This window comes from Bacillus sp. JJ1773 (genome assembly GCF_036962035.1).
GTDB lineage: Bacteria > Bacillota > Bacilli > Bacillales > Cytobacillaceae > Cytobacillus.
In genome coordinates this window covers 27,258-48,151 of record NZ_JBALNX010000025.1, presented here as the reverse complement: position 1 = coordinate 48,151, position 20,894 = coordinate 27,258, and the positions used below count along the sequence as shown (strand labels likewise).

18 protein-coding genes are annotated in these 20,894 nt (G+C 38.0%); all 18 read right to left on the bottom strand.

The window, feature by feature from the left end; translation table 11 throughout:
• Positions 1 to 280: 280 nt before the first annotated feature.
• The 18 genes from recA to V7127_RS05635 all read right to left on the bottom strand — a co-directional run bounded on the left by recA (position 281) and on the right by V7127_RS05635 (position 20,655).
• The gene (gene recA, locus V7127_RS05720) at positions 281 to 1,321 is read right to left on the bottom strand and encodes a recombinase RecA (protein ID WP_335353141.1); all 1,041 of its coding nucleotides are present in this window, start codon (positions 1,319 to 1,321) and stop codon (positions 281 to 283) included.
• Positions 1,322 to 1,577: 256 nt separating this feature from the next.
• Positions 1,578 to 2,831: a competence/damage-inducible protein A gene (locus tag V7127_RS05715; protein WP_335484266.1), complete on the bottom strand. Its 1,254-nt coding sequence runs from the start codon at positions 2,829 to 2,831 to the stop codon at positions 1,578 to 1,580.
• 27 nt (positions 2,832 to 2,858) lie between these two features.
• A complete protein-coding gene (pgsA, locus tag V7127_RS05710) occupies positions 2,859 to 3,437 on the bottom strand; it encodes a CDP-diacylglycerol--glycerol-3-phosphate 3-phosphatidyltransferase (RefSeq protein ID WP_335353143.1) in 579 nt (192 codons plus the stop codon).
• Positions 3,438 to 3,498: 61 nt separating this feature from the next.
• Entirely contained in the window at positions 3,499 to 4,419 is a 921-nt protein-coding gene (locus V7127_RS05705) for a helix-turn-helix domain-containing protein (RefSeq protein WP_335484264.1), read from the bottom strand.
• A gap of 18 nt (positions 4,420 to 4,437) precedes the next feature.
• Positions 4,438 to 5,232 (bottom strand): DUF3388 domain-containing protein, encoded by a 795-nt coding sequence (locus V7127_RS05700; RefSeq protein WP_335345724.1) that lies wholly within the window; start codon positions 5,230 to 5,232, stop codon positions 4,438 to 4,440.
• 247 nt (positions 5,233 to 5,479) lie between these two features.
• Entirely contained in the window at positions 5,480 to 5,737 is a 258-nt protein-coding gene (locus tag V7127_RS05695) for a DUF3243 domain-containing protein (RefSeq protein ID WP_335345725.1), read from the bottom strand.
• 102 nt (positions 5,738 to 5,839) lie between these two features.
• Positions 5,840 to 6,562, bottom strand: a complete 723-nt coding sequence (gene ymfI, locus V7127_RS05690; protein ID WP_335345726.1) for an elongation factor P 5-aminopentanone reductase — start codon at positions 6,560 to 6,562, stop codon at positions 5,840 to 5,842.
• Positions 6,563 to 6,653: 91 nt separating this feature from the next.
• On the bottom strand, positions 6,654 to 7,943 hold the full coding sequence (gene yfmH / locus V7127_RS05685; RefSeq protein WP_335484262.1) for an EF-P 5-aminopentanol modification-associated protein YfmH: 1,290 nt from the start codon (positions 7,941 to 7,943) through the stop codon (positions 6,654 to 6,656).
• Positions 7,943 to 9,223: an EF-P 5-aminopentanol modification-associated protein YfmF gene (gene yfmF, locus V7127_RS05680; RefSeq protein WP_335484260.1), complete on the bottom strand. Its 1,281-nt coding sequence runs from the start codon at positions 9,221 to 9,223 to the stop codon at positions 7,943 to 7,945. The genes yfmH and yfmF overlap by 1 nt, the downstream gene beginning before the upstream one ends.
• A gap of 205 nt (positions 9,224 to 9,428) precedes the next feature.
• Positions 9,429 to 10,373, bottom strand: coding sequence for an ABC transporter permease (locus V7127_RS05675; RefSeq protein ID WP_438823971.1), 945 nt, complete (start codon positions 10,371 to 10,373; stop codon positions 9,429 to 9,431).
• A gap of 15 nt (positions 10,374 to 10,388) precedes the next feature.
• Positions 10,389 to 11,435: an ABC transporter permease gene (locus V7127_RS05670; protein WP_335345730.1), complete on the bottom strand. Its 1,047-nt coding sequence runs from the start codon at positions 11,433 to 11,435 to the stop codon at positions 10,389 to 10,391.
• Entirely contained in the window at positions 11,428 to 12,963 is a 1,536-nt protein-coding gene (locus V7127_RS05665; RefSeq protein WP_335484258.1) for an ABC transporter ATP-binding protein, read from the bottom strand. The genes V7127_RS05670 and V7127_RS05665 overlap by 8 nt, the downstream gene beginning before the upstream one ends.
• A 251-nt stretch (positions 12,964 to 13,214) precedes the next feature.
• Positions 13,215 to 14,321, bottom strand: coding sequence for a BMP family lipoprotein (locus tag V7127_RS05660; protein WP_335346597.1), 1,107 nt, complete (start codon positions 14,319 to 14,321; stop codon positions 13,215 to 13,217).
• Positions 14,322 to 14,403: 82 nt separating this feature from the next.
• Entirely contained in the window at positions 14,404 to 15,129 is a 726-nt protein-coding gene (locus tag V7127_RS05655; protein ID WP_335346596.1) for a GntR family transcriptional regulator, read from the bottom strand.
• 251 nt (positions 15,130 to 15,380) lie between these two features.
• Positions 15,381 to 17,717 carry a DNA translocase FtsK gene (locus V7127_RS05650; RefSeq protein ID WP_335484256.1) on the bottom strand — a complete coding sequence of 779 codons (2,337 nt, stop codon included), beginning with the start codon at positions 17,715 to 17,717 and terminating at the stop codon, positions 15,381 to 15,383.
• A 161-nt stretch (positions 17,718 to 17,878) separates the two neighbouring features.
• Positions 17,879 to 18,097: a YlzJ-like family protein gene (locus tag V7127_RS05645; RefSeq protein ID WP_335353155.1), complete on the bottom strand. Its 219-nt coding sequence runs from the start codon at positions 18,095 to 18,097 to the stop codon at positions 17,879 to 17,881.
• Positions 18,094 to 18,843 carry a ClpP family protease gene (locus tag V7127_RS05640; RefSeq protein WP_335353156.1) on the bottom strand — a complete coding sequence of 250 codons (750 nt, stop codon included), beginning with the start codon at positions 18,841 to 18,843 and terminating at the stop codon, positions 18,094 to 18,096. Before V7127_RS05640 ends, V7127_RS05645 begins: the two co-directional genes overlap by 4 nt.
• Positions 18,844 to 18,987: 144 nt before the next feature.
• Positions 18,988 to 20,655: a ribonuclease J gene (locus tag V7127_RS05635; RefSeq protein WP_335484254.1), complete on the bottom strand. Its 1,668-nt coding sequence runs from the start codon at positions 20,653 to 20,655 to the stop codon at positions 18,988 to 18,990.
• Between the last annotated feature and the right edge of the window lie 239 nt (positions 20,656 to 20,894).

Here is a 20,894-nt window from a genome sequence, read left to right as displayed (position 1 = left end):
CCTCTTGCTATGAACTTTTTTGTGTTACGTTTTTAAAGTGTCGGCATGTATATTGTCTCATTCAACATACAGCACAAAGGCTTTTCAACGTTTTCATTCATCATAAAATGTAAAATATACATTTTTAATTGTAAAGGTGTGGAATTTCATTGTCAAGGCTTTGTCGTTGCTGCGCTAGTTATTATGCATATATCTTTGGAATTTTCTTTAATCATAATAAAAAGCAAAGCCACTTAATCTGAACGGCTTTGCTTACTCTACGAAAAAATGTCATATATCATTAGTCAATTAGTTGAAGTTCCTCTTGTCCCTCGTCATCACTAAGTGATTTTACACTATCAAGTCCATAGTGCTCACGTATTTGATTTTGAATTTGTATACGAATATCTTTATTTTCCTTCAGGAATTGCTTGGCGTTTTCACGGCCTTGTCCTACACGCTCCTCATTGTAAGAATACCAAGAGCCGCTCTTTTGGACGATATCAAGCTCAGAGCCTATGTCAATAACTTCGCCTTCCTTAGATATTCCTTCCCCATACATAATATCCACTTCTGCCACGCGGAACGGAGGGGCAACTTTATTCTTAACTACTTTAATCTTTGTTTTATTTCCCACAATATCAGTGCCCTGTTTTAATTGTTCAGCACGGCGTACTTCTAGACGGATAGTTGAGTAGAATTTAAGAGCACGTCCACCTGGGGTAGTCTCAGGATTTCCAAACATGACTCCTATTTTTTCACGGATCTGGTTGATGAAAATAGCAATCGTTTTGGATTTATTAACTGCACCTGAAAGTTTACGCAGTGCCTGAGACATTAAACGAGCTTGCAGGCCGACATGGGCATCTCCCATCTCCCCTTCAATCTCCGCTTTTGGAACAAGAGCTGCAACAGAGTCAACGACCAGTATATCTACCGCACCGCTTCTTACAAGGGCCTCAGCGATCTCTAATGCTTGTTCGCCTGTGTCAGGCTGAGAAAGAAGCAGTTCATCAATATTTACCCCAAGCTTTTGTGCGTAAACAGGATCAAGGGCGTGCTCTGCATCAATAAACGCTGCTTGTCCTCCAGTTGCTTGCACTTCTGCAATAGCATGTAATGCCACTGTTGTTTTACCTGAGCTTTCAGGTCCATAAATTTCAATGATTCGGCCCCGAGGATAGCCGCCTACTCCAAGTGCTGCATCCAATGCTAGTGAACCACTTGGTATAGTAGATATTTGACGATCTGTTTGCTCCCCTAGCTTCATAATTGAACCTTTACCAAATTGCTTTTCTATTTGTTTTAATGCCATCTCAAGTGCTGCTTGACGATCGCTCATTTTTCTTCCTCCTTTATCTTAACAAGAACACATTTGTTTATATTTGATCTAAAAACCTATCTTTACTATAACTGTTTTCCATTGGTTTGTCGAGAATAAATTCGAACATTCATTCGTCTTTTTTTACTGCTTAGTATGAAAGATAATGATATTTTCACTAGCGGAAATTAATATTTTCATAGTGTTTATTGTATAGAAAATGAAATTATAGAAAGTTGTCTAACATTTTATTGCGAGAATTAAAAAACAGAATGCCTTAATTGACATTCTGAATTGCTTTGAGGTGCCTCATTAGAAAGTAGCAGCCATATTTTACACTTCTGACCCGAATGGCTTCCCTTGTACCTCCTAAATTTAACTTTTCTGCAGTTAGTAGCTTCCCCTTCAAATAAATCCCTATAAAGACAGTGCCAACAGCCTTGCCTTCAAGTTCATCCGGACCTGCTACACCAGTTAAGCTGATCCCTATATCCGAATTCATCAGAGCCGCAACATTTTCAGCTAGTTCCATTGCACATTGTGCACTGACGACTCCTTCTTTATGAATGGTCTCTTGCTGTACATGAAGTACATTTGCTTTCACTTCATTTGTATAGCACACAACTCCTCCCTTTAAAAAGGAGCCAGCACCTGGAATGGATGTAAATGTCTGTTGAAACATTCCCCCAGTTAAGCTTTCGGCGCAGCTAATAGTTAAGCCATTTTCTTTCATTAATTTAATAGTCTCATTCATAAGAGAAGTATCATCATAGCCATAAAAATATTCTCCCACACGAGAGAGAATGGCTTTCTCTGTTTCATCCAATAATTGAAGAGCCGTTTCCACCTGCTTATGCTTCGCTGTAAGTCTGAGCGTTACCTCTCCATCGGAAGCTAAAGGGGCTATAGTTGGATTGGATTGGGAATCTATTAAATCCTCTATTTCTGTTTCAAGCAAGGCTTCCCCAATGCCGAAAAATCTTAAAACTCGCGACACAATGACATCTTCTTCGTAAAGCTTTGAGCGCAGAAGCGGGTACCCATGCTTTAGAAACATCGGTTCCATTTCCTTAGGCGGCCCCGGAAGCAGCATATACATATGCTTGTTTGTATCAAGAAACATTCCAGGCGCCATTCCATGCTCATTTGGCAATACTTGCGAACCTTCCAGGACAATCGCTTGCTTTTTATTATTTTCAGTCATTACCCGATTTGAACGTTCAAAATAGAGTTCGATTAATTTAAGAGCTTGTTCATCCATGATCAGCTGCTTGCTCAAATGATTAGCAATCGTTTCCTTCGTTAGATCATCTTTCGTTGGTCCTAAACCACCAGTAAAAATAAGAAAATCAGAGCGGTTTTCGGCTATTTCAATTGCAGCCTTTAGACGCTTTGGATTATCTCCAACAACTGTATGATAATAAACATTAATGCCTAAATCAGCAAGCTGCTGCGACAAAAACTTAGCATTTGTATTTACTATTTGACCTAGTAATAGTTCAGAACCTACAGCAATGATTTCTGCATTCATTCGGGACGCCACCTTAATTTACGAAATCTATTTTGAATTAGAAAAAACTTGCTTATTTTTTATGAAATAATCCCAGCCAGACCAAATCGTAAAGATCATGGCAATCCAAAGGGCTATATCAGCAAAAGGAATAGAAAACATTTCAAATATAATATTATGTAAAAGCAAAGCTGAAATTGCCACTATTTGTGCCCATGTTTTGATTTTCCCTAACATGTTTGCTGCAACTACTTCTCCCCCTTCAGCTAGAAGAAGACGTAAACCAGTAACCGCAAATTCACGGCTAATAATGATAATCACGATCCATGATGGAGCAAATCCAAGTTCCACAAGAACGATTAACGCAGCAGAAACTAGCAGCTTATCTGCCAATGGATCAAGGAACTTACCAAAGTTTGTTACGAGGTTAAGCTTCCTTGCGTAATAGCCATCCACCCAGTCTGTAGCAGAGGCAAAAATAAAAACTAATGCTCCAATTAAATGCGTCACGGGAAGCGTTGTCCCAAGCAAAGTCACCTCACCCCACGAGAATGGCACGAGCATAATAATTAAGAACAAAGGGATAAGGCAAATTCTTGAAATTGTAATTTTGTTAGGTAGATTCATGATTTACCTCCAGTTTGTAATAAGCGATGAGTAAAAGTGAAAAATAGTCATCAAAAGATGACTATTCGTTGCTCGTTAAGTAGCGAATGGTAATATTCTGCGTCACAACCTGAGCGGGATCAATGGCAAAAGTAATTTTTTCATCATTCACATAAATCTCAGTTTCTAGGGAGTTCCCAATGATAAGCGCAGCTTCAGTCTCTTTTGAAAAATCGAGAAGCTGACTTTCAGTGTCACCTTTTGTTAATGTTCCTTGGTAGAAAGAGGTTCCCTTTCCATTTTTGACACTAACCCATGTTTTCCCAGTCGAAACAACCTTCAATTCAAACTTATCTGCATTTTTTAGTTCATATATTGAATTTTTGCCGCTAGTTTCAACGACAGTAAGCTCTTGCTTCGGTGCAGGAGGCGTTTCCTCTTTGGCTTCATCCTCTGTTGCCTCATTTTCTTCATCCGCTTTTGAAGATTCCTTATCAGAGTTCGCATCGGAATTAGCATTAGAATCTTTGGAGAAGTTTTCTGATTCTTCAAGACGCACTTGCTCATTTCCGCTATTATCTGCGAGATCCTTATCTTCATTTCCATCCCCTTTTTGGGTGACGAAGTAATAAACAACAGCTGCTGCACCTATAATAAATACAGCAATTAATATTTTCGGAAGAATATCAAATACCTTTGAACCACCAGAAGTAATATCTTTTCTTGATTGCACTCTAGACAATTTTTCAGGAATATCCTCATTTATTGTAGAAGGAATTTCTGATTTATACTGTTCAAATAGCTCTTCCGGCTGTAGGCCTACCGCTTCTGCATACTGTTTAATAAAAGCCCGTATATAGAATTGCCCAGGCATCATACTATAATTTCCTTCTTCAATGCCAATTAAATACCTTTTTTGAATTTTAGTAGCTACCTGCAAGTCATCAAGACTTAATCCTTTAGCCAATCGGGCTTCTTTTAGCCTAACCCCAAGTTCTGACAATTTTTAACACCTTCCAACTTACGAAAAATCAAAGCCTCCAAAGTCCGATTCGGAGATCATTTTGGTTTTATCGACAATATCATATTTTATTTCCTCTTCAGGATCATTGCGAAGCTCAATTATATAATCGAAATCTTCAATCGAATACTCTGTATTTTCCACAAAGATATCTGGATGCTCAACTACTTTAACAGCATTCATATTCATAATTTCACGAACAAGCTGCCAATGGCGTTCATTTGCTCGTCTAGAAGAGACAATTCCATCAATAATAAATAGATTATTTTCGTTATACTCATCATGAATTAATTGATTGCGAATAGTTTGTTTTAAAAGAGTTGAGGAAACGAATAACCATCTTTTATTAGCACAGACACTTGAAGCAACAATTGATTCGGTTTTTCCTACTCGAGGCATTCCTCTTATACCTATTAGTTTGTGCCCTTCCTGCTTAAATAATTCTGCCATAAAGTCAACTAATAGTCCCAGCTCGTCCCTTACAAAACGGAAAGTCTTTTTGTCATCTGCGTCTCTTTGTATATATCTTCCGTGTCGAACAGCTAAGCGGTCCCTTAATTTTGGTTTACGGAGTTTAATCAATTTTATTGTATCCATTGTATGTAAAATTGACTCTAGCCGAACAATTTGTTCATTGCTTTCTGCTAGAATTAATAGCCCTCTGCGGCCTTCATCAACACCATTGATCGTAACAATGTTTATGGAAAGCATACCTAAAAGGGAAGAAATATCACCAAGCAAACCGGGTCGGTTCTTTTGGATTTCATACTCTAAATACCACTCTGTTTTACTCAAAATTAATAACCTCCTTAGTACCGTTCCTAAACTTCCCTTTACGTTTAAGAGGTTGAATATGAAAGACCTATTTGTCCTCTTTATCAATACGCCCCTTTATAATAAATGATTTCGAAGAAAGATGAAAGGAAAAACAAAGCAGAACATCATAAAAATAGATTTTTAATCATTTTCAAAATATACATAGAGATTAAATCTGTAAAAAGCATAAAAAAAAGAGAGGGTGCTCCTCTCTTTTTTTCATGTATTATTGTGTTCCGTTGTTCTCAACCAGTTTAACCATAACGTTCGCAATGGCCATCTGTTCATCCTTATCAGCAACTGACCATAAATCAGAGAGAATTCTCTGCTGTTCATTTTTCGGATCTACTTGTTTCGCTAAGTAGTCACCGATTTGGTAGGCAAGATCATTAACGGTGTCTTTATTCATTCCCTGCTGCTGTCCCTGATCTAGACGATCGCCTAGAAAGTCTTTCCATTGCTGCCAATTTTCAAGTACAGACATGAATATATCCTCCTTTAAAAACTGTGTTGTACACTATAGTACATAGTTATTTTGTTTATTGGAGAGAAAAAATATTCATGATTTCTTCGGCAATCCATTTGATTAAGTATACCAACCACCATTTACGGCAAGTACTTGTCCAGTAATATAGGACGATTTTTCTGATAGAAGAAATGAAACAGAATCAGCAATATTTTCAGGTGAAGCGAGTCTCCCCATTGGAATTTCATTTTTTAGCGATTCAAGCTCATCAAATGAAAAGCCCTCTATCATAGCTGTTTGCACGGCACCTGGCGCTACAGCATTCACTCTAATACCATTAAAGGCCAGTTCCTTGCTTAACGCTTTGACAAACGATATTTGGGCTCCTTTAACAGTGGAATAGGCGACTTCACAAGCAGCTCCTGTTTGACCCCATATGGAAGAGATGACGATGATGTTTCCGCTTCTTTTGGCCAGTAATTTAGGCAGTAATTGCTTCGTAAGCATAAGTGGTGTTGTTACATGAAGGTTGATCAGCTTTTCTGCCATGCTGTCCTCAAGCTCATATAGAAGACCGTAATGGCTTATACCGCTATTATGTATAATGGCATCAATGGAAAAAATATTTTTTGCGAGCTTTTTATAGCCACTTTTTGAAGATAAATCTGACTGGATTGGAATATACTCTCCGCCAAATGCTTTAAGCTGCTCCATTAGAGTTTCAATTGCCTTTTTATTCTCATGATAATGCAAATATAAATGATAGCCTTCAGCCGCTAATTTAGCTGCAATCGCTTCCCCAATTCCACCGCTTGCTCCCGTAATTAATGCATATTTCCTCATCCTGTTCACTCCATGCGCTATAATAAAAAGGAAAGAAAGCGCCAACATGAAAGGCGCTTTCTCTTTATTATCGTCCTAATGTTTTTGTTAATCAACCTTTCGGAACAACTTGACAAACAGAAAATCTGTCTTCTGAAATAAAATCACTTGCAATACTTTCAATATCTTCTATTTTTATCGCTTCAAGGGTAGCGACAACATCAAATAAATTCATTTCATTAAAGGCATATCTTGTAAATTGATTCGCAATATATTCCGGAGAATTTATGGCCCGCAGAAATGCACCAATCTTTTTCTTTTTCGTTCGTTCTAAGCTCGCTTCTGAAATGGCTCCCTTTTCCTTCATTTTTAAAAGAATATTCTTTAACGATTCAGCAAGCTTTTCTGGATCATTTGTATCACCGCCAACCATAGCAAACCCGAAACTTTTTTCCTGGGTATAATCAAACGAAAACGTATCATCAATTAGCCCTTGATTATATAAAGTACTATAATGGTCAGAGCTTTTACCAAACATAATATCCAGCATGACGTTTAAGCACAGCTCTGTTTTCAATAATTCCTGGCCGGACTTATTCACATTCTTTGCCTTTATGCCTACTAAACATTTGGATGTTTGAACATTCATTTGCAAAACTTGTTTTTTCTTAGCGACCTGTTCAGGTTCTTCTTCGAATTTACGATTTATTTCCGGCAATTCCTTGTAATCTTTTGATGCTTGGTTATCCTTAATTTGTTTCATAATATTGTCTGGAGTTACAGGCCCTACAATAAATAATAGCATATTACTTGGGTGGTAGAACGTATGATAGCACTCATAAAGCAAATCTTTCGTAATATGTGAAATCGTTTCAATCGTACCAGCAATGTCAATTTTTACAGGATGTTGCTGATACATATTTTCAATTAAACCATAATACAAGCGCCAGTCAGGATTATCATCATACATGGTAATTTCCTGTCCAATGATTCCCTTTTCTTTCTCAACAGTTTGTTCTGTAAAGTATGGATATTGAACAAAGTCAATTAATGTTTCAAGATTTTGTTCTACATTTGATGTACTCGAGAATAAATAAGCTGTTCTTGTGAAAGAAGTAAATGCATTAGCAGATGCTCCCTGCCTGCTAAATTGCTGAAAGACATCCCCATCTTCTTTCTCAAACAGCTTATGCTCTAAAAAGTGGGCAATCCCATCGGGAACTTTTACATATTCATTTTTTCCTTGAGGAAGGAAATGGTTGTCAATAGACCCATATTTCGTTGTAAAAGTCGCATATGTTTTATTAAAACCCTCTTTTGGCAGGATGTACACATCTAAACCATTTTCAAGTTTCTCAAAAAACAATTCTTCCTTCAGCTGTTCAAATGTAATTTTTTCCATTACATTCCTGCCTCCTTCCCAGTTAAGAAATATATCGTATCTAAAGTGATTTTTTTGGCGACTGCAACTATATCTTCCTTTGTAGCCAGATCCATTTTATCCATCCAATCCTGAATGGAAATATCTTTCTGAGATACTACGTTATGATAAAGGACCTCTACTATTCCTCTAGATGTATCAATAGTCTCCAGCAGCTGGTTTTTAATTACAGCCTTCGTCTGTTTTAATTCTTCCTCCGTGAAATCACCATTTTTCATTGCCTCAATTTGTGCATGGATAATGCTGACAGCCTGATCATAATTTTTATTATCAATTCCTGTCATCACCATTAATAATCCTTTATGGCTCTCCAGCCTGCTTGCCGCGTAATAAGCAAGACTCGCTTTTTCCCTTACGTTGATAAATAATTTGGAATGTGAAAAACCTCCAAATATTCCGTTATAAACTTGTAAAGCATAGTAATCCTCGTCCCCATATACAATATTTGTTCGATAGCCAATATTTAATTTTCCTTGCTTTACATCTTGGTTTTCGATTACCTCATGAACATCATTCTTTTCTCTAAATGCAGAAGATTGGATAAGCTGCGGAGTTCGATCAGCAAATTGCAATAGCTCCTGTGCAAATGCCTCTACTTCTTCCACATTTACGTCCCCAATCACGTAAAGGTCCATCTCGTCCTGATTTAAAGAATTCTGGTAATATTCGTAAAGACTCTCTGGGGTAATTGGGTCAACGTCTTCTTTTTCTCCATGAACATGCAGTGAGTACGGCTCCTCCTTACACATTTCTTGAACGAGACGAAAGTTGGAATAACGCATTTTATCGTCATATACAGATTGAATTCTTTGTTTTAATGTCCTTTTTTCATTCTCCACAGTATCTTTATCAAAAGCATTTCCTTGAACATTTGGTTTCGTTAAAATCTCTGATAAAAATTGAAATGCTTCCTTTAAAAGGGGTGTACTGTCAGATAAAAATTTTTCATTAGCAATTTCCAATGAAAAACTAATAATGTGGTACTCACCTTTTTTCGATAGGTCTACATAAAAAGTCGCTCCATAAAGCTCATCTAAATAAGAACGTAACTTCCCGGTGGTAGGATAATTTTCACTGCTGCTCTGCAGTACATATGGAAGTAAAGCCCTAAGAGTAGCAAATTCTTTATTTAGCGGAGCTTTCATCTTCCAAACAATAGTATTTGTTTTGTATTTTTCGGTTTTTACAATATGAAGTTTATAGCCATTCATCGGTTTAACGGCTTCTGATAAAATTTCCATATTCTGTCCTCCCAATCATTCTGTAAATATTATTTACTTTACTATCATATGTAACTTAATAGTGGTTATTTTCCTCAAACTTTTTAAATTAAATCTTATTCTAAATATAACTTGCCCTAATTCCTTATTTCAAGTTATTAACTTAAAAGGAAATTGTGATACCGGGTACGAAAAAAAGACCCCAATAAATGAGGTCTTAAGCAAGTTATCGTGAACCTTTAATATATGGGACACCTGATGCCTTTGGCGCATCAGCACGTCCGATAAATCCTGTTAAGGCAAGAATCGTTAACACATATGGAGCAATTAATAAATAGACATTCGGAATATTTTCCAAGAAAGGCAAGCTTGATCCGATAATACTTAAGCTTTGAGCGAATCCGAAGAATAAGGCAGCGCCCATGGCCCCTAGTGGATGCCATTTCCCGAAAATCATTGCGGCTAATGCCATAAAACCTTGACCGCTAATGGTCGCATGGCTAAAGTCTGAAGTAATCGATTGAGCATAAACGCCTCCGCCGATTCCGCCTAGCGCACCAGAAAGGATAACCGCAATGTAGCGAATTTTTGTTACATTTATCCCCATTGTATCAGCCGCCATTGGGTGTTCACCGACAGATCGCAATCTTAATCCAAATGGGGTTTTAAAAATAACATACCACGCAATAAAGGCAACAATGATTGCTACATAAGAAGTGTAATACGTATTTGAGAAAAACAATCTTCCTATTAGTGGAATATCACCTAAAATGGGAATATCAATCTTATGGAAGCCTTTTTGAATAGCATCAGTTTGACCTTTATCATAAATAAACTTAACTAGAAACAATGCTGCTCCGATAGCCAATAAATTTATTGCAACACCGGAGACAACCTGGTCCGCTCTAAATGTAATTGATGCAACTGCGTGGAAAACAGAAAGTAGTGCACCAATAACCATTGCCGCAAGTAACGAAACCCATGGAGTCAAGCTTCCAAAAGTGCTTGCGAACGTTAGATTAAAGACAATAGCCGTAAACGCACCGATAACCATTAATCCTTCAAGCCCAATATTTACAACACCTGAACGCTCTGAAAAGGTTCCGCCTAATGCTGTGAAAATAAGTGGTGCGGCCCAAAGCATTGTTGAGGGAATAATGATTGCTAACATATCGATGATGCCCACTTACTTCACCCCCTTTTTACCAATACGATCAATGAAGATTCTAATCATATAACTAGCTGCTACAAAGAAGACAATTAATGCAATAATAATATCAACAAGTTCATTTGGAACGCCTGCTTCAAGTGGCATATTTAAGGCCCCTACCTTTAAAGCACCAAATAATAGAGCCGCTAAAATAATGCCGATAGGTCCGTTTGCACCGAGCAAGGCTACAGCAATTCCATCGAATCCTACACCTGTGAACCCGCCCTTTACCGCTGTATAGCCAAAGGTGCCAAGCCCTTCCATTGCGCCGGCTAGTCCCGCAAAGGCACCCGAAATCACCATTGATAAAATAATATTAGAGCGAACATTCATACCGGCATATTCAGAAGCATGCTGATTAAAACCAACTGATTTTAATTCATACCCTCTAGTCGTTTTTTCCAGAATAAACCACATTAACAATGCACAGAAAAGAGCAATTACGATACCCCAATGTAAGCGGGAGAAATCTGTTAGACCCTCGAGAAAAGGGGAACGCAAAGAAGCTGTTTCATGGATATTTGGTGTGCGATCACTCTTTTCAGAAAAAACCGAACGAACGAAATAGTTTGATACATGTAAAGCTACATAGTTTAACATAATCGTAACAATAACCTCATGGACACGGAAACGGGCTTTTAAAAATCCAGGGATAAATGCCCAAAGTGCTCCAGCTGCGGCAGCAGCTAAAACAGCTAAAGGCAAGTGAATAATTTTCGGAAGGTCAAATGCGAACCCTACCCAAACGGCTGCAAGCCACCCAACAATTAGCTGTCCTTCTACCCCAATATTAAACAATCCCGTTTTGAATGCAAAAGCAACGGCCAATCCAGCAAGTATTAATGGCGTCACCTGTCTAATGGTTTCCCCAAAATAATAAATATCACCGAAGGCACCGTCCCAAAGTGCATAAAATGCTTCACCAGCATTATAGCCAGTAGCAATCATAATAATGGTTCCGGCAATTATCCCTAATAGAACAGCTAAAAGGGGAACAATCATATTTTTCAAGCGATTAGACATCTGCTTTTTCACCTGCTTCCTTCCGTTTCGAACCGGCCATTAACAATCCTAATTCTTGTTCTGTTGTTTGTTTTGGATCAACAATGGCAACAATTTTTCCTTCATATATAACAGCAATGCGATCACTCACATTTATAATTTCATCGAGTTCAAAAGATAAGAGCAAGACTGCCTTACCTTGATCACGCTGATCAATAAGGCGTTTGTGAATAAACTCAATTGCGCCAACATCTAACCCTCGTGTAGGCTGGGCTGCAATAAGCAAATCTGGATTACGATCAATTTCACGGCCGATGATTGCCTTTTGCTGGTTCCCGCCGGACAAAGCCCGGGCTAATGTAAATTCACTTGGAGTTCGAACATCATATTCTTGGATTAATCCTATTGCTTTTTTATATATTTCTTTAAAGTTTAATACCCCATTTTTTGAATAAGGCTGTTTATAATACGTTTGTAGAACCATATTTTCTCCGATTGGAAAATCGAGTACTAGCCCATGCTTATGACGATCCTGGGGAATATGGCCTATCCCAGATTCCGTCACTTTTCTAGATGGTTGATTTCTAATTTCCTTGTCATTAAGCTTAATGGAACCACTTTCAGATTTTCTTAATCCTGTAATAGCCTCAAGTAATTCTGTTTGTCCATTCCCATCTACCCCAGCAATTCCTAATATCTCACCAGCTTTAACTGTAAGACTTAATCCTTCTACAGCTGGGAGCCCGCGTGAATCCTTAACATGCAGATCATGAATAACCAGTACATCCTGTTCGGGCTCTGCTTCTTTCTTTTCCGTCTTAAATTCAACTTCACGGCCAACCATTAAGCTGGCAAGCTCATTGGGGTTTGTTTCGCTGACATTAACCGTTCCAATGCCAACGCCCTTACGAATAACGGTTACTCGATCACAAACCTCCATAATTTCTTTCAATTTATGGGTAATTAAAATGATTGATTTACCTTCATTTATTAATGCCTTCATGATTTGGATTAACTCATGAATTTCCTGAGGTGTTAATACAGCAGTCGGTTCATCGAAAATAAGAATTTCTGCACCGCGATATAATGTTTTTAAGATTTCAACCCGCTGCTGCATCCCTACAGAAATATCAGCAATCTTAGCCTTAGGATCAACTGCCAAGCCGTATTTTTCTGAGATTTCTCTTACTTCTTTTTCAGCTTTTTTAATATCAATCTTTCCGCCTGCAGTCGTTTCTTTTCCAAGAATGATATTTTCCGTTACCGTAAAAGGGTCAACAAGCATAAAGTGCTGATGCACCATCCCAATTCCTAAGTCATTTGCTATATTAGGATTTGTAATTTTCACAGGTTTTCCATTAACGCGGATCTCACCTTCTTCGGGCTGATACAATCCAAACAGGACGTTCATTAGCGTTGATTTTCCAGCACCATTTTCACCTAATAATGCATGAATTTCACCTTTTTTTAATTGAAGGGTGATGTTGTCATTCGCCACAATCCCTGGAAATTCTTTACGAATATTGAGCATTTCAATCACGTATTCCATTATTTTCACTCCTTGCTCAAGATAAAAGGAAAGTATTTGTTGTAAGATGTCAGACTTTTTCAAACTTAACGACGTAGTTTAATAAAACCTTAAGTGAAATGTAGAAGTTTTTTTTCTACACTTCAATTAAGTTTCCATTGAATTTAAAAAAGGAATAAGGGGCCGGTTTACCAACCCGCTTATTCCTCAGTAAAGAATAGTAGATTTACATTTTATTAGTATAAGAAATGACTAATTCCACCGCAATCTACTTATTGAGCTTTAAAATTTTCGAGCTCATCTTTAGTACCAGGAACTGTGATGTCACCGTTCTTAATTTTTTCTGACCATTCATTAACAGCAGATTCAATATCAGCCTTGTTAGAGACTTCTTCATTGATTGGCGCTAAATTAACACCTTCCTCAGCTAAACCATATACTAATGTTTGGCCGCCAGGGAAGTTGCCAGCCTTTGATTTTTCAGAAATATCGATTACAGCCGTTTTTACACCTTTCATAGCAGATGTAAGGATAACGTTATGGTTTTTGCCATCAATTTCAACGACACCTTCTAAAGTCTGATCAGAGTCAACACCAATTGCCCAAATCTCTCTTGTAGGATCTTTCTTCTTAAGGTCTTTTGCTTCAGTAAATAAACCATTACCAGTACCACCAGCAGCGTGGAAAATTACGTCAATACCTGAAGAATACATTTGTGCAGCTGTCGTTTTTCCTAGTTCAGCTTTGTCAAAAGCTCCAGTATAGTGAACGTTTACTTTAATGTCAGGGTTTACTGATTGTACACCAGCTAAGAAGCCAGATTCAAAACGCTCAATTACTGGAATTTCCATTCCGCCAATAAAGCCAATTTGATTAGATTTAGTTGCCTTTGCAGCCGCTACACCAGCAAGGAATGCCGCTTCTTGCTCTTTAAATAGAACGCTTACAACGTTTGGCTGTTCAACAACACCATCAATGATCCCGAAATGAGTATCCTTTTGCTGCCCAGCAATTGTATTAATATCTTCTACCATTAAGAAACCAACACCAAATACTAAATTAAATCCTTCACGAGAAAGTTTATTTAAGTTAGTGGAGTAGTCAGCATCTGATTTAGATTGCAAATAGTTGTATCCGCCTTTACCTTCTTCAAGTCCGTTATTCTTACCAAACTCTTGAAGACCTTCCCATGCTGATTGGTTAAAAGATTTATCATCTACCCCACCAACATCTGTTACCATTGCAACAGAGAAAGCACTTTCATTTTTTTCTGTTTTAGCTGTGTCGCCTTCTTTTTCTTCCGACTTTCCACAAGCACCTAAAATTGTTCCAGCTGCTAGCACTAAAGATAGCGCTAAACCAAATTTTCGCTTCTTCAAGGTATTGACCCCCTATAATTTTAATTATCTGATAGTAGAAAAGCCTTAGAGCTACTAATAGCTTATTTTTCCTAGGAGTGAACTATAACCTTTTCCTAAGAACATGGAAACTAAACTTATCCGCTCTAAAATAATTGACCGAATACAGAATGGGCTCATCCGTTTCATCAAAATGCATTTGCTTAAGAACGAGCAAAGCAGTTTCAGGATCACACTCTAAGATCGGGGAAACTTTTTCATGATAACCTAGCGGTACAATTTGGGTGATTGCGTATGTTATTTTTCGATTCGCTTTTTCTTCCAGTAAATTCAATATTGATTCCTGCTCATGTGTGAATGTTTCAGCAAGAATTGGAACTGGAATTTTATCAATACAATACACAACAGGTTCACCGTTAGCAGTTCTTACCCTTTCGATCACAATAATTTCCTCTTCCTCAGAACATGAAAAACGGCGAATATCTTCTTCAGTCGGTCCCATTGTAGATGAACTTAAGAAAATGGTTCCTGGATTCATTCCTGCATTCAATATCATGTCAGTAACACTATTTAACTGTTCAATACCTGAGGTAAATAATGGCTTTGCATTTACAAAAGTCCCAACTCCATGCCTGCGTATGATAACGTTTTCTTCTTCAAGAATACGAAGCGCTTCACGAAGAGTTGCTCTGCTTACGCCAAGTTGCTTGGCAAGATCAAATTCTGAGGGAAGTTTTTCTTTTTCTTTATACTTTCCATCATCAATGTCTTGTTTTAAGCGATCAATCACTTGTAAATATAAATGCCGGTTATCTGACTTTATGGACATGCAGTTTCCTCCAACCAATTTTCTCGGAGACATCAGACCTCTGATGTTCAATCTTTCCTACTAATCGAAAATACTATAACACTTTTTAGTTAATAATGAAATAGAAATTATTAAAAAAATAGTAAAAACGCATCATACAGTAGATAGACTCTCATTATATTATAATTATATTAGTATAACACATTTAACACAAAACTTTTTTTCTGCCAAAAAGACCCGTTTTAAATAAAACGAGTCTTTCAGAAAAGTGTCTATGAACTTGCTTCTTCAGATGGCTTGCCTAACAGTACAGCTCGCGGCTTACTGCCTTCATAAGGACCAACGATTCCTCTGGCTTCCATTTCATCAATAAGGCGGGCAGCCCGCGTATAGCCAATTCGAAATCTGCGCTGCAGCATTGAGACAGAAGCTGTTTGCATTTCTAAAATAAGCTCAACTGCTTCATCGTACAGGTCGTCATCAACTTCTGATGTTGTTTCTGGGATCTCATCAGGAATCATCTCTTCTTGGTATTGTGCCTTTTGCTGTTCAATAACAAAATTTACTATATCCTCAACTTCCTCATCTGATAAAAAGGCACCTTGAATACGAACAGGCTTAGATGCACCGACTGGTAGGAAGAGCATGTCTCCTCTGCCTAGTAATTTCTCCGCTCCACCCATATCAAGAATCGTTCTTGAATCAGTCGCAGATGAGACAGCAAAGGCAATCCGAGAAGGAATATTTGCCTTAATAACCCCTGTAATAACATCAACTGAAGGGCGCTGGGTAGCAATAATTAAATGTATTCCAGCTGCACGTGCCATTTGAGCAAGCCTTGTGATCGCATCTTCTACATCAGAGGATGCCACCATCATCAAATCCGCAAGCTCATCTACAATCACGACAATGTAAGGCAGCAGTGGCTGCTGTGCTTCTTCTTCCGCATTGTGTTTTCTTACATAGTCATTATAGCCTTCAATATTTCTTGTTCCTGTATGCGAAAATAGCTCATATCGTCTTTCCATTTCATTGACAACTTTCTTTAACGCCTGTGATGCTTTTTTAGGATCTGTAACAACTGGAGCAAGCAAATGAGGGACCCCATTATACACGTTTAATTCAACCATTTTGGGGTCGATCATCATTAATTTCACTTCATGAGGTTTTGCCCGCATTAGTACACTTGTAATTATTCCATTAATGCACACACTTTTTCCGCTGCCAGTTGCACCAGCTACTAATAGATGGGGCATTTTATTTAATTCTGCTTGGACCGATTCCCCTGTAATATCACGGCCAAGGCCAATTAATAGCTTTGAATCCGGTTTCTCATATTGGTTTGCTTCAATGACTTCTCTAAGTGAAACCATTGCGACTTCAGAATTGGGTACTTCAATCCCTATCGCAGATTTCCCTGGAATCGGAGCCTCAATTCTAATGTCTTTTGCAGCAAGTGCCAGGGCCAAATCATCGTGCAAACTAACAATCTTACTGACCTTTACTCCCACATCGGGATGGACCTCATATTTCGTTACAGCTGGACCGAGGTGAACTTGAGTTACTCTTGCCTTTACGCCGAAGCTTTGAAAAGTTCTTTCAAGCTTTGCTGCATTTGCGTGTATTAATTCATATTCACCGCTTTGATCTGTTTGTCTAGGCAGCTTCAGCAGATTAATAGGCGGCAATTCATAATCCACGTTTTCAACTTCAGTAAATGTGATAGGTGGTCCTGAATCCGAATCTGATTGGTTGTCCATTCTTTTTGCCGTTTCTTTCTCTACCTGTTTATTTTGTTCATAGTTAGCCTTTTCAATAAAACTAGAAATAATAGGTTCCGGCTGTAAATCTTTCTTTTGCTCGACCGCACTATTAATTTTAATAACGGGTTCTGTTCTATTCTCTTCCTCTACTCTGCTTCTACGTTCTTTTGCCTTTTCACGCCTTGAGACTCTTTTTTCTTTACGGTTTCTGTTCCATTCATTCATATCATGAATGAATGCATTCCATTGATTTTTTATAAATTTTCCAATAGCAGTTAGAAGCTTTCCAAATGCCTCCCCAAAGGTTTTGCCAGTTACTAATGTAATTCCAATGATAATCAAGATTAGAGCAATAAATTTTGCCCCGGCAACATCAAATAAATAGAAGAATACGGCAATGAGGATGGCGCCTATCATGCCACCATATAATTTCTCCGTGCTCGTTTCACTATTCCTTACCATCTCAAACATTTCAAAGGTTTGTTTAATTACACTAGGGTTTTGTACCTTTCCGCTATTTGTTAATAATTCGATATGGGTAGTATGGCTAAGTAATAGGATAGAGCAAATAATTAAATAACAGCCTACCAATTTAGTGCTGAAAAAATGGGGCAATGTCCTTTTCCACATAATATAACTAGCAAAAACAATCATGCCCAAAATCCCTAAGATATACCAATCTCCCATAAAAAACTTGAAAAATAGAACGGTCCAATCCCCTGCCTTACCAAGCTTTGCCATTGCTATTACCCCTAAAGCAAGCAGGACGAGACCAATTAGCTCAAACCTAATAGTTGATTTAATATTTTCTTTTTTTCTAGAATGTCTTCGCTTCTTTTTGGCCATTTTATCACCCTGTATTATCTTCTTATTTCCATCTTAAACAATAGATTAATGAAACATGCACGGAATCTTATGTAAAAAAGTTAATATTATGTATTGAAAGAAGAAAGCAGCCATAATTTGGCTGCCCTGAAATTAAATCTATTATAACACACTGCCCTCATTCACTGTAATGTTAAAGTGATTTTTGCTCCTGGAAAACATGCTTCATTCATAAAGTGTGCAGGATCACTGCTCATAATCCGGATAACTGTGCCGGTTTGCCCATCATCTATATTCACTAGCATTGGAATCCCCTGGTAAGATATGACTTTTTGTTTTTCAAATTCACTTTCGTTTGTTTGATAAATAAGCTCCTGTGGCATCATTGTATAGAGAATCATTGGACTATCCCTTCATTCTTCTTTTTATTAAGGTCTATCAGCTCATTTAACCGTTTCATTGCTGGACCAATTCCGCCCACGCTATCGATTAATCCGCTCTCAACAGCCTCTTTCCCTACTACATTCGTGCCAATGTCTCTCGTTAAATTTCCTTTAGCAAACATTAATTCTTTAAAATATTCTTCGGAAATATTCGAATTCTTCGTAACAAAATTAATGACCCTCTCCTGCATTTTATCTAAGTATTCAAAGGTTTGTGGCACTCCGATAACTAAGCCAGTCAATCTAATCGGATGGATGGTCATTGTCGCGGTTTCCGCAATAAAAGAATGGTCACATGAAACAGCAATCGGAACCCCTATCGAATGTCCTCCACCGAGCACAATAGATACCGTTGGCTTTGATAAGGAGGCAAGCATTTCAGATATGGCAAGTCCCGCTTCGACATCTCCGCCCACTGTGTTTAATATTACTAAAAGCCCTTCAATTTTTGGGTTTTGTTCAATTGCGACAATTTGGGGAATGAGGTGCTCGTATTTCGTTGTTTTATTTTGTGGAGGCAGTTGAAGATGCCCCTCTATTTGACCAACAATCGTTAAACAGTGAATCTTTGAGTCCTGGGATAGTTGCGGAACATTCGTTTGCCCTAACTGTTGAATTTTCTCAATAAGAGCTGAGGATTGTCCTTCCTTCGGCTTGTCCTGCTCTTCATTTTCAGAGCCGCTTTGTTTCAAGTCATTGTTCATTTCTTTTTTCTCCCTTCAAACCAATTTAAAGAACAAAATCCATATGAGTTTAGTATGGTCTTTGGGAGTATTTTCATTCGGTGTTAGTTTATTGCTTATTAATAATATAAAAAGCACAGCTGCTTGAGCTGTGCTTCCTAAGTTCTAAACTTCCATAATAATCGGTAAAATCATCGGTCTTCGTTTTGTTTTTTCATATAGATACTGATTCAATACATCTCTCATATCTTGCTTAATTCCTGACCAATCGAAGGTTTCTTTTGAAATGTTTTTTTCGACAGTTTCTCTGACCTTCTTTGTAGCCTCAATTAAAAGTTCCTCAGATTCTCTTACATATACAAATCCTCTGGAAATAATTTCAGGTCCAGCACATATGCTTTTTTCCTTTTTATTCAAGGTCACAACGACAAGTAATATCCCATCTTGAGAAAGAAGCTTTCTGTCTCTTAATACAATGTTCCCGACATCTCCGACTCCACTTCCATCAATTAGAATATTGCCTGATGGAATGCGGCCAGCGGGGCGAATCCGGCCTTCTTTTATTTCTGCAACCTCGCCTTTTTCAGGGATGAAAATTTGATCATTCGTTAAACCGCTTTCCAAAGCAACTTTGGCATGTGCCTTTAACATGCGATATTCGCCATGAACAGGAATAAAGAATTTCGGCTGCATTAAATTAATCATAAATTTAAGCTCTTCCTGACTTCCGTGGCTTGATGTGCCAAATGCACCCTTTCCTGAAATCACATTTGCTCCTGCACGAAAAAGCATATCAATCGTCTTAAAAATGATTACCTCGCTCCCTCTAATCGGGAAGGCAGTTAGCATGACAGTATCACCCTGTTTAATATTGATCTGCTTATGAAGCTGCTTGGACATTTTTTGCAAAACTTCAATGGGCTCTCCCTGGGATCCTGTTAGTAGAATGACAATTTCATCATCCGGATATTGATTGATTTCAGAAATGGGAATGATTAATTCCTCGGGTACTTGTAAATACCCAAGCTGAAGTGCGATATCGAAAGCTGATTGCGAGAATTTTCCAACGACCGCAACTTTTCTTCTGCTTTTATAGGCTGCATCAAAAATATGCTGAATTCTTATTAAATCAGATGCCAAAGATGCAGCGATGATTCGACCTGGAGCATTAAAAAAGGTATCTGTTACTTGGCTGACTACTTTGGCTTCCGATTGGGTATGACCCGGTTTATCTGCCTCCGTACTGTCGGAAAGCAAGCAAAGAACACCATCTTCACCGATTCTCGCCATTTTTCCTATCTCAGGCTTGTAATTAGAAGCCGCTGCTTGATCAAATTTAAAATCCCCAGTGTAAACAATACTTCCCTCTGAAGTATGTATACAAATTCCAACGCTGTCTGGAATGCTATGGGTCGTATGAAAAAATGAAACGTCCGCAGATTGAAACTCGATCTTAGAGTCCGAATGAATTTCCACAAAATTTATTTGACCTTTATATTCCTGTTCCTTCATTTTCGCTTTTGCTAATGCCAGCGTCAGCTTCGTACCATATACAGGAACACTAAGATCTCTTAATATATATGATAGGGCACCGATATGATCTTCATGACCATGTGTCAAAAAGATTCCTTTAACCTTTTCTTTATTTTGAGCGAGATAAGTGAAGTCAGGGATGACAATATCTATTCCGAACATTTCATTTTCCGGTATCATGAGTCCTGCATCTAGAACAAATATGTCTTCATCCACCTCCACAAGGTACATATTCTTGCCAAATTCACCCACTCCCCCCAATGCCACAATCTTGATGCTTTCATTCTTTCTATTGTTCAATGTTAAAATCCTCCTATTTTCAGTTGCCCGACCTTAGATCAGTTACCAATATTATACTTGAAGAAAGAAAACTATGACAAGAAGAAAAGCGGAAGCGCCTTCGGAACAATCAAAGGACAATTGTTCCTGCGATGATTATTCGGAGAAGCTTTCCTTGTGCCCACCCCCGACAAGCACAAGACGATCTTTTCGAAAAGGTTGCCTTTTACCTTTTTGGAAAGATTGGCTTGTGACCTCGA

What these genes read in the sequence shown, in the direction of transcription:
- recA (WP_335353141.1), bottom strand. Translation starts at nt 1,321, where the DNA reads ATGAGCGATCGTCAAGCAGCACTTGAGATGGCATTAAAACAAATAGAA.
- V7127_RS05715 (WP_335484266.1), bottom strand. Translation starts at nt 2,831, where the DNA reads ATGAATGCAGAAATCATTGCTGTAGGTTCTGAACTATTACTAGGTCAA.
- pgsA (WP_335353143.1), bottom strand. Translation starts at nt 3,437, where the DNA reads ATGAATCTACCTAACAAAATTACAATTTCAAGAATTTGCCTTATCCCT.
- V7127_RS05695 (WP_335345725.1), bottom strand. Translation starts at nt 5,737, where the DNA reads ATGTCTGTACTTGAAAATTGGCAGCAATGGAAAGACTTTCTAGGCGAT.
- ymfI (WP_335345726.1), bottom strand. Translation starts at nt 6,562, where the DNA reads ATGAGGAAATATGCATTAATTACGGGAGCAAGCGGTGGAATTGGGGAA.
- yfmH (WP_335484262.1), bottom strand. Translation starts at nt 7,943, where the DNA reads ATGGAAAAAATTACATTTGAACAGCTGAAGGAAGAATTGTTTTTTGAG.
- yfmF (WP_335484260.1), bottom strand. Translation starts at nt 9,223, where the DNA reads ATGGAAATTTTATCAGAAGCCGTTAAACCGATGAATGGCTATAAACTT.
- V7127_RS05675 (WP_438823971.1), bottom strand. Translation starts at nt 10,373, where the DNA reads ATGTTAGCAATCATTATTCCCTCAACAATGCTTTGGGCCGCACCACTT.
- V7127_RS05670 (WP_335345730.1), bottom strand. Translation starts at nt 11,435, where the DNA reads ATGTCTAATCGCTTGAAAAATATGATTGTTCCCCTTTTAGCTGTTCTA.
- V7127_RS05665 (WP_335484258.1), bottom strand. Translation starts at nt 12,963, where the DNA reads ATGGAATACGTGATTGAAATGCTCAATATTCGTAAAGAATTTCCAGGG.
- V7127_RS05655 (WP_335346596.1), bottom strand. Translation starts at nt 15,129, where the DNA reads ATGTCCATAAAGTCAGATAACCGGCATTTATATTTACAAGTGATTGAT.
- V7127_RS05650 (WP_335484256.1), bottom strand. Translation starts at nt 17,717, where the DNA reads ATGGCCAAAAAGAAGCGAAGACATTCTAGAAAAAAAGAAAATATTAAA.
- V7127_RS05645 (WP_335353155.1), bottom strand. Translation starts at nt 18,097, where the DNA reads ATGATTCTCTATACAATGATGCCACAGGAGCTTATTTATCAAACAAAC.
- V7127_RS05640 (WP_335353156.1), bottom strand. Translation starts at nt 18,843, where the DNA reads ATGAACAATGACTTGAAACAAAGCGGCTCTGAAAATGAAGAGCAGGAC.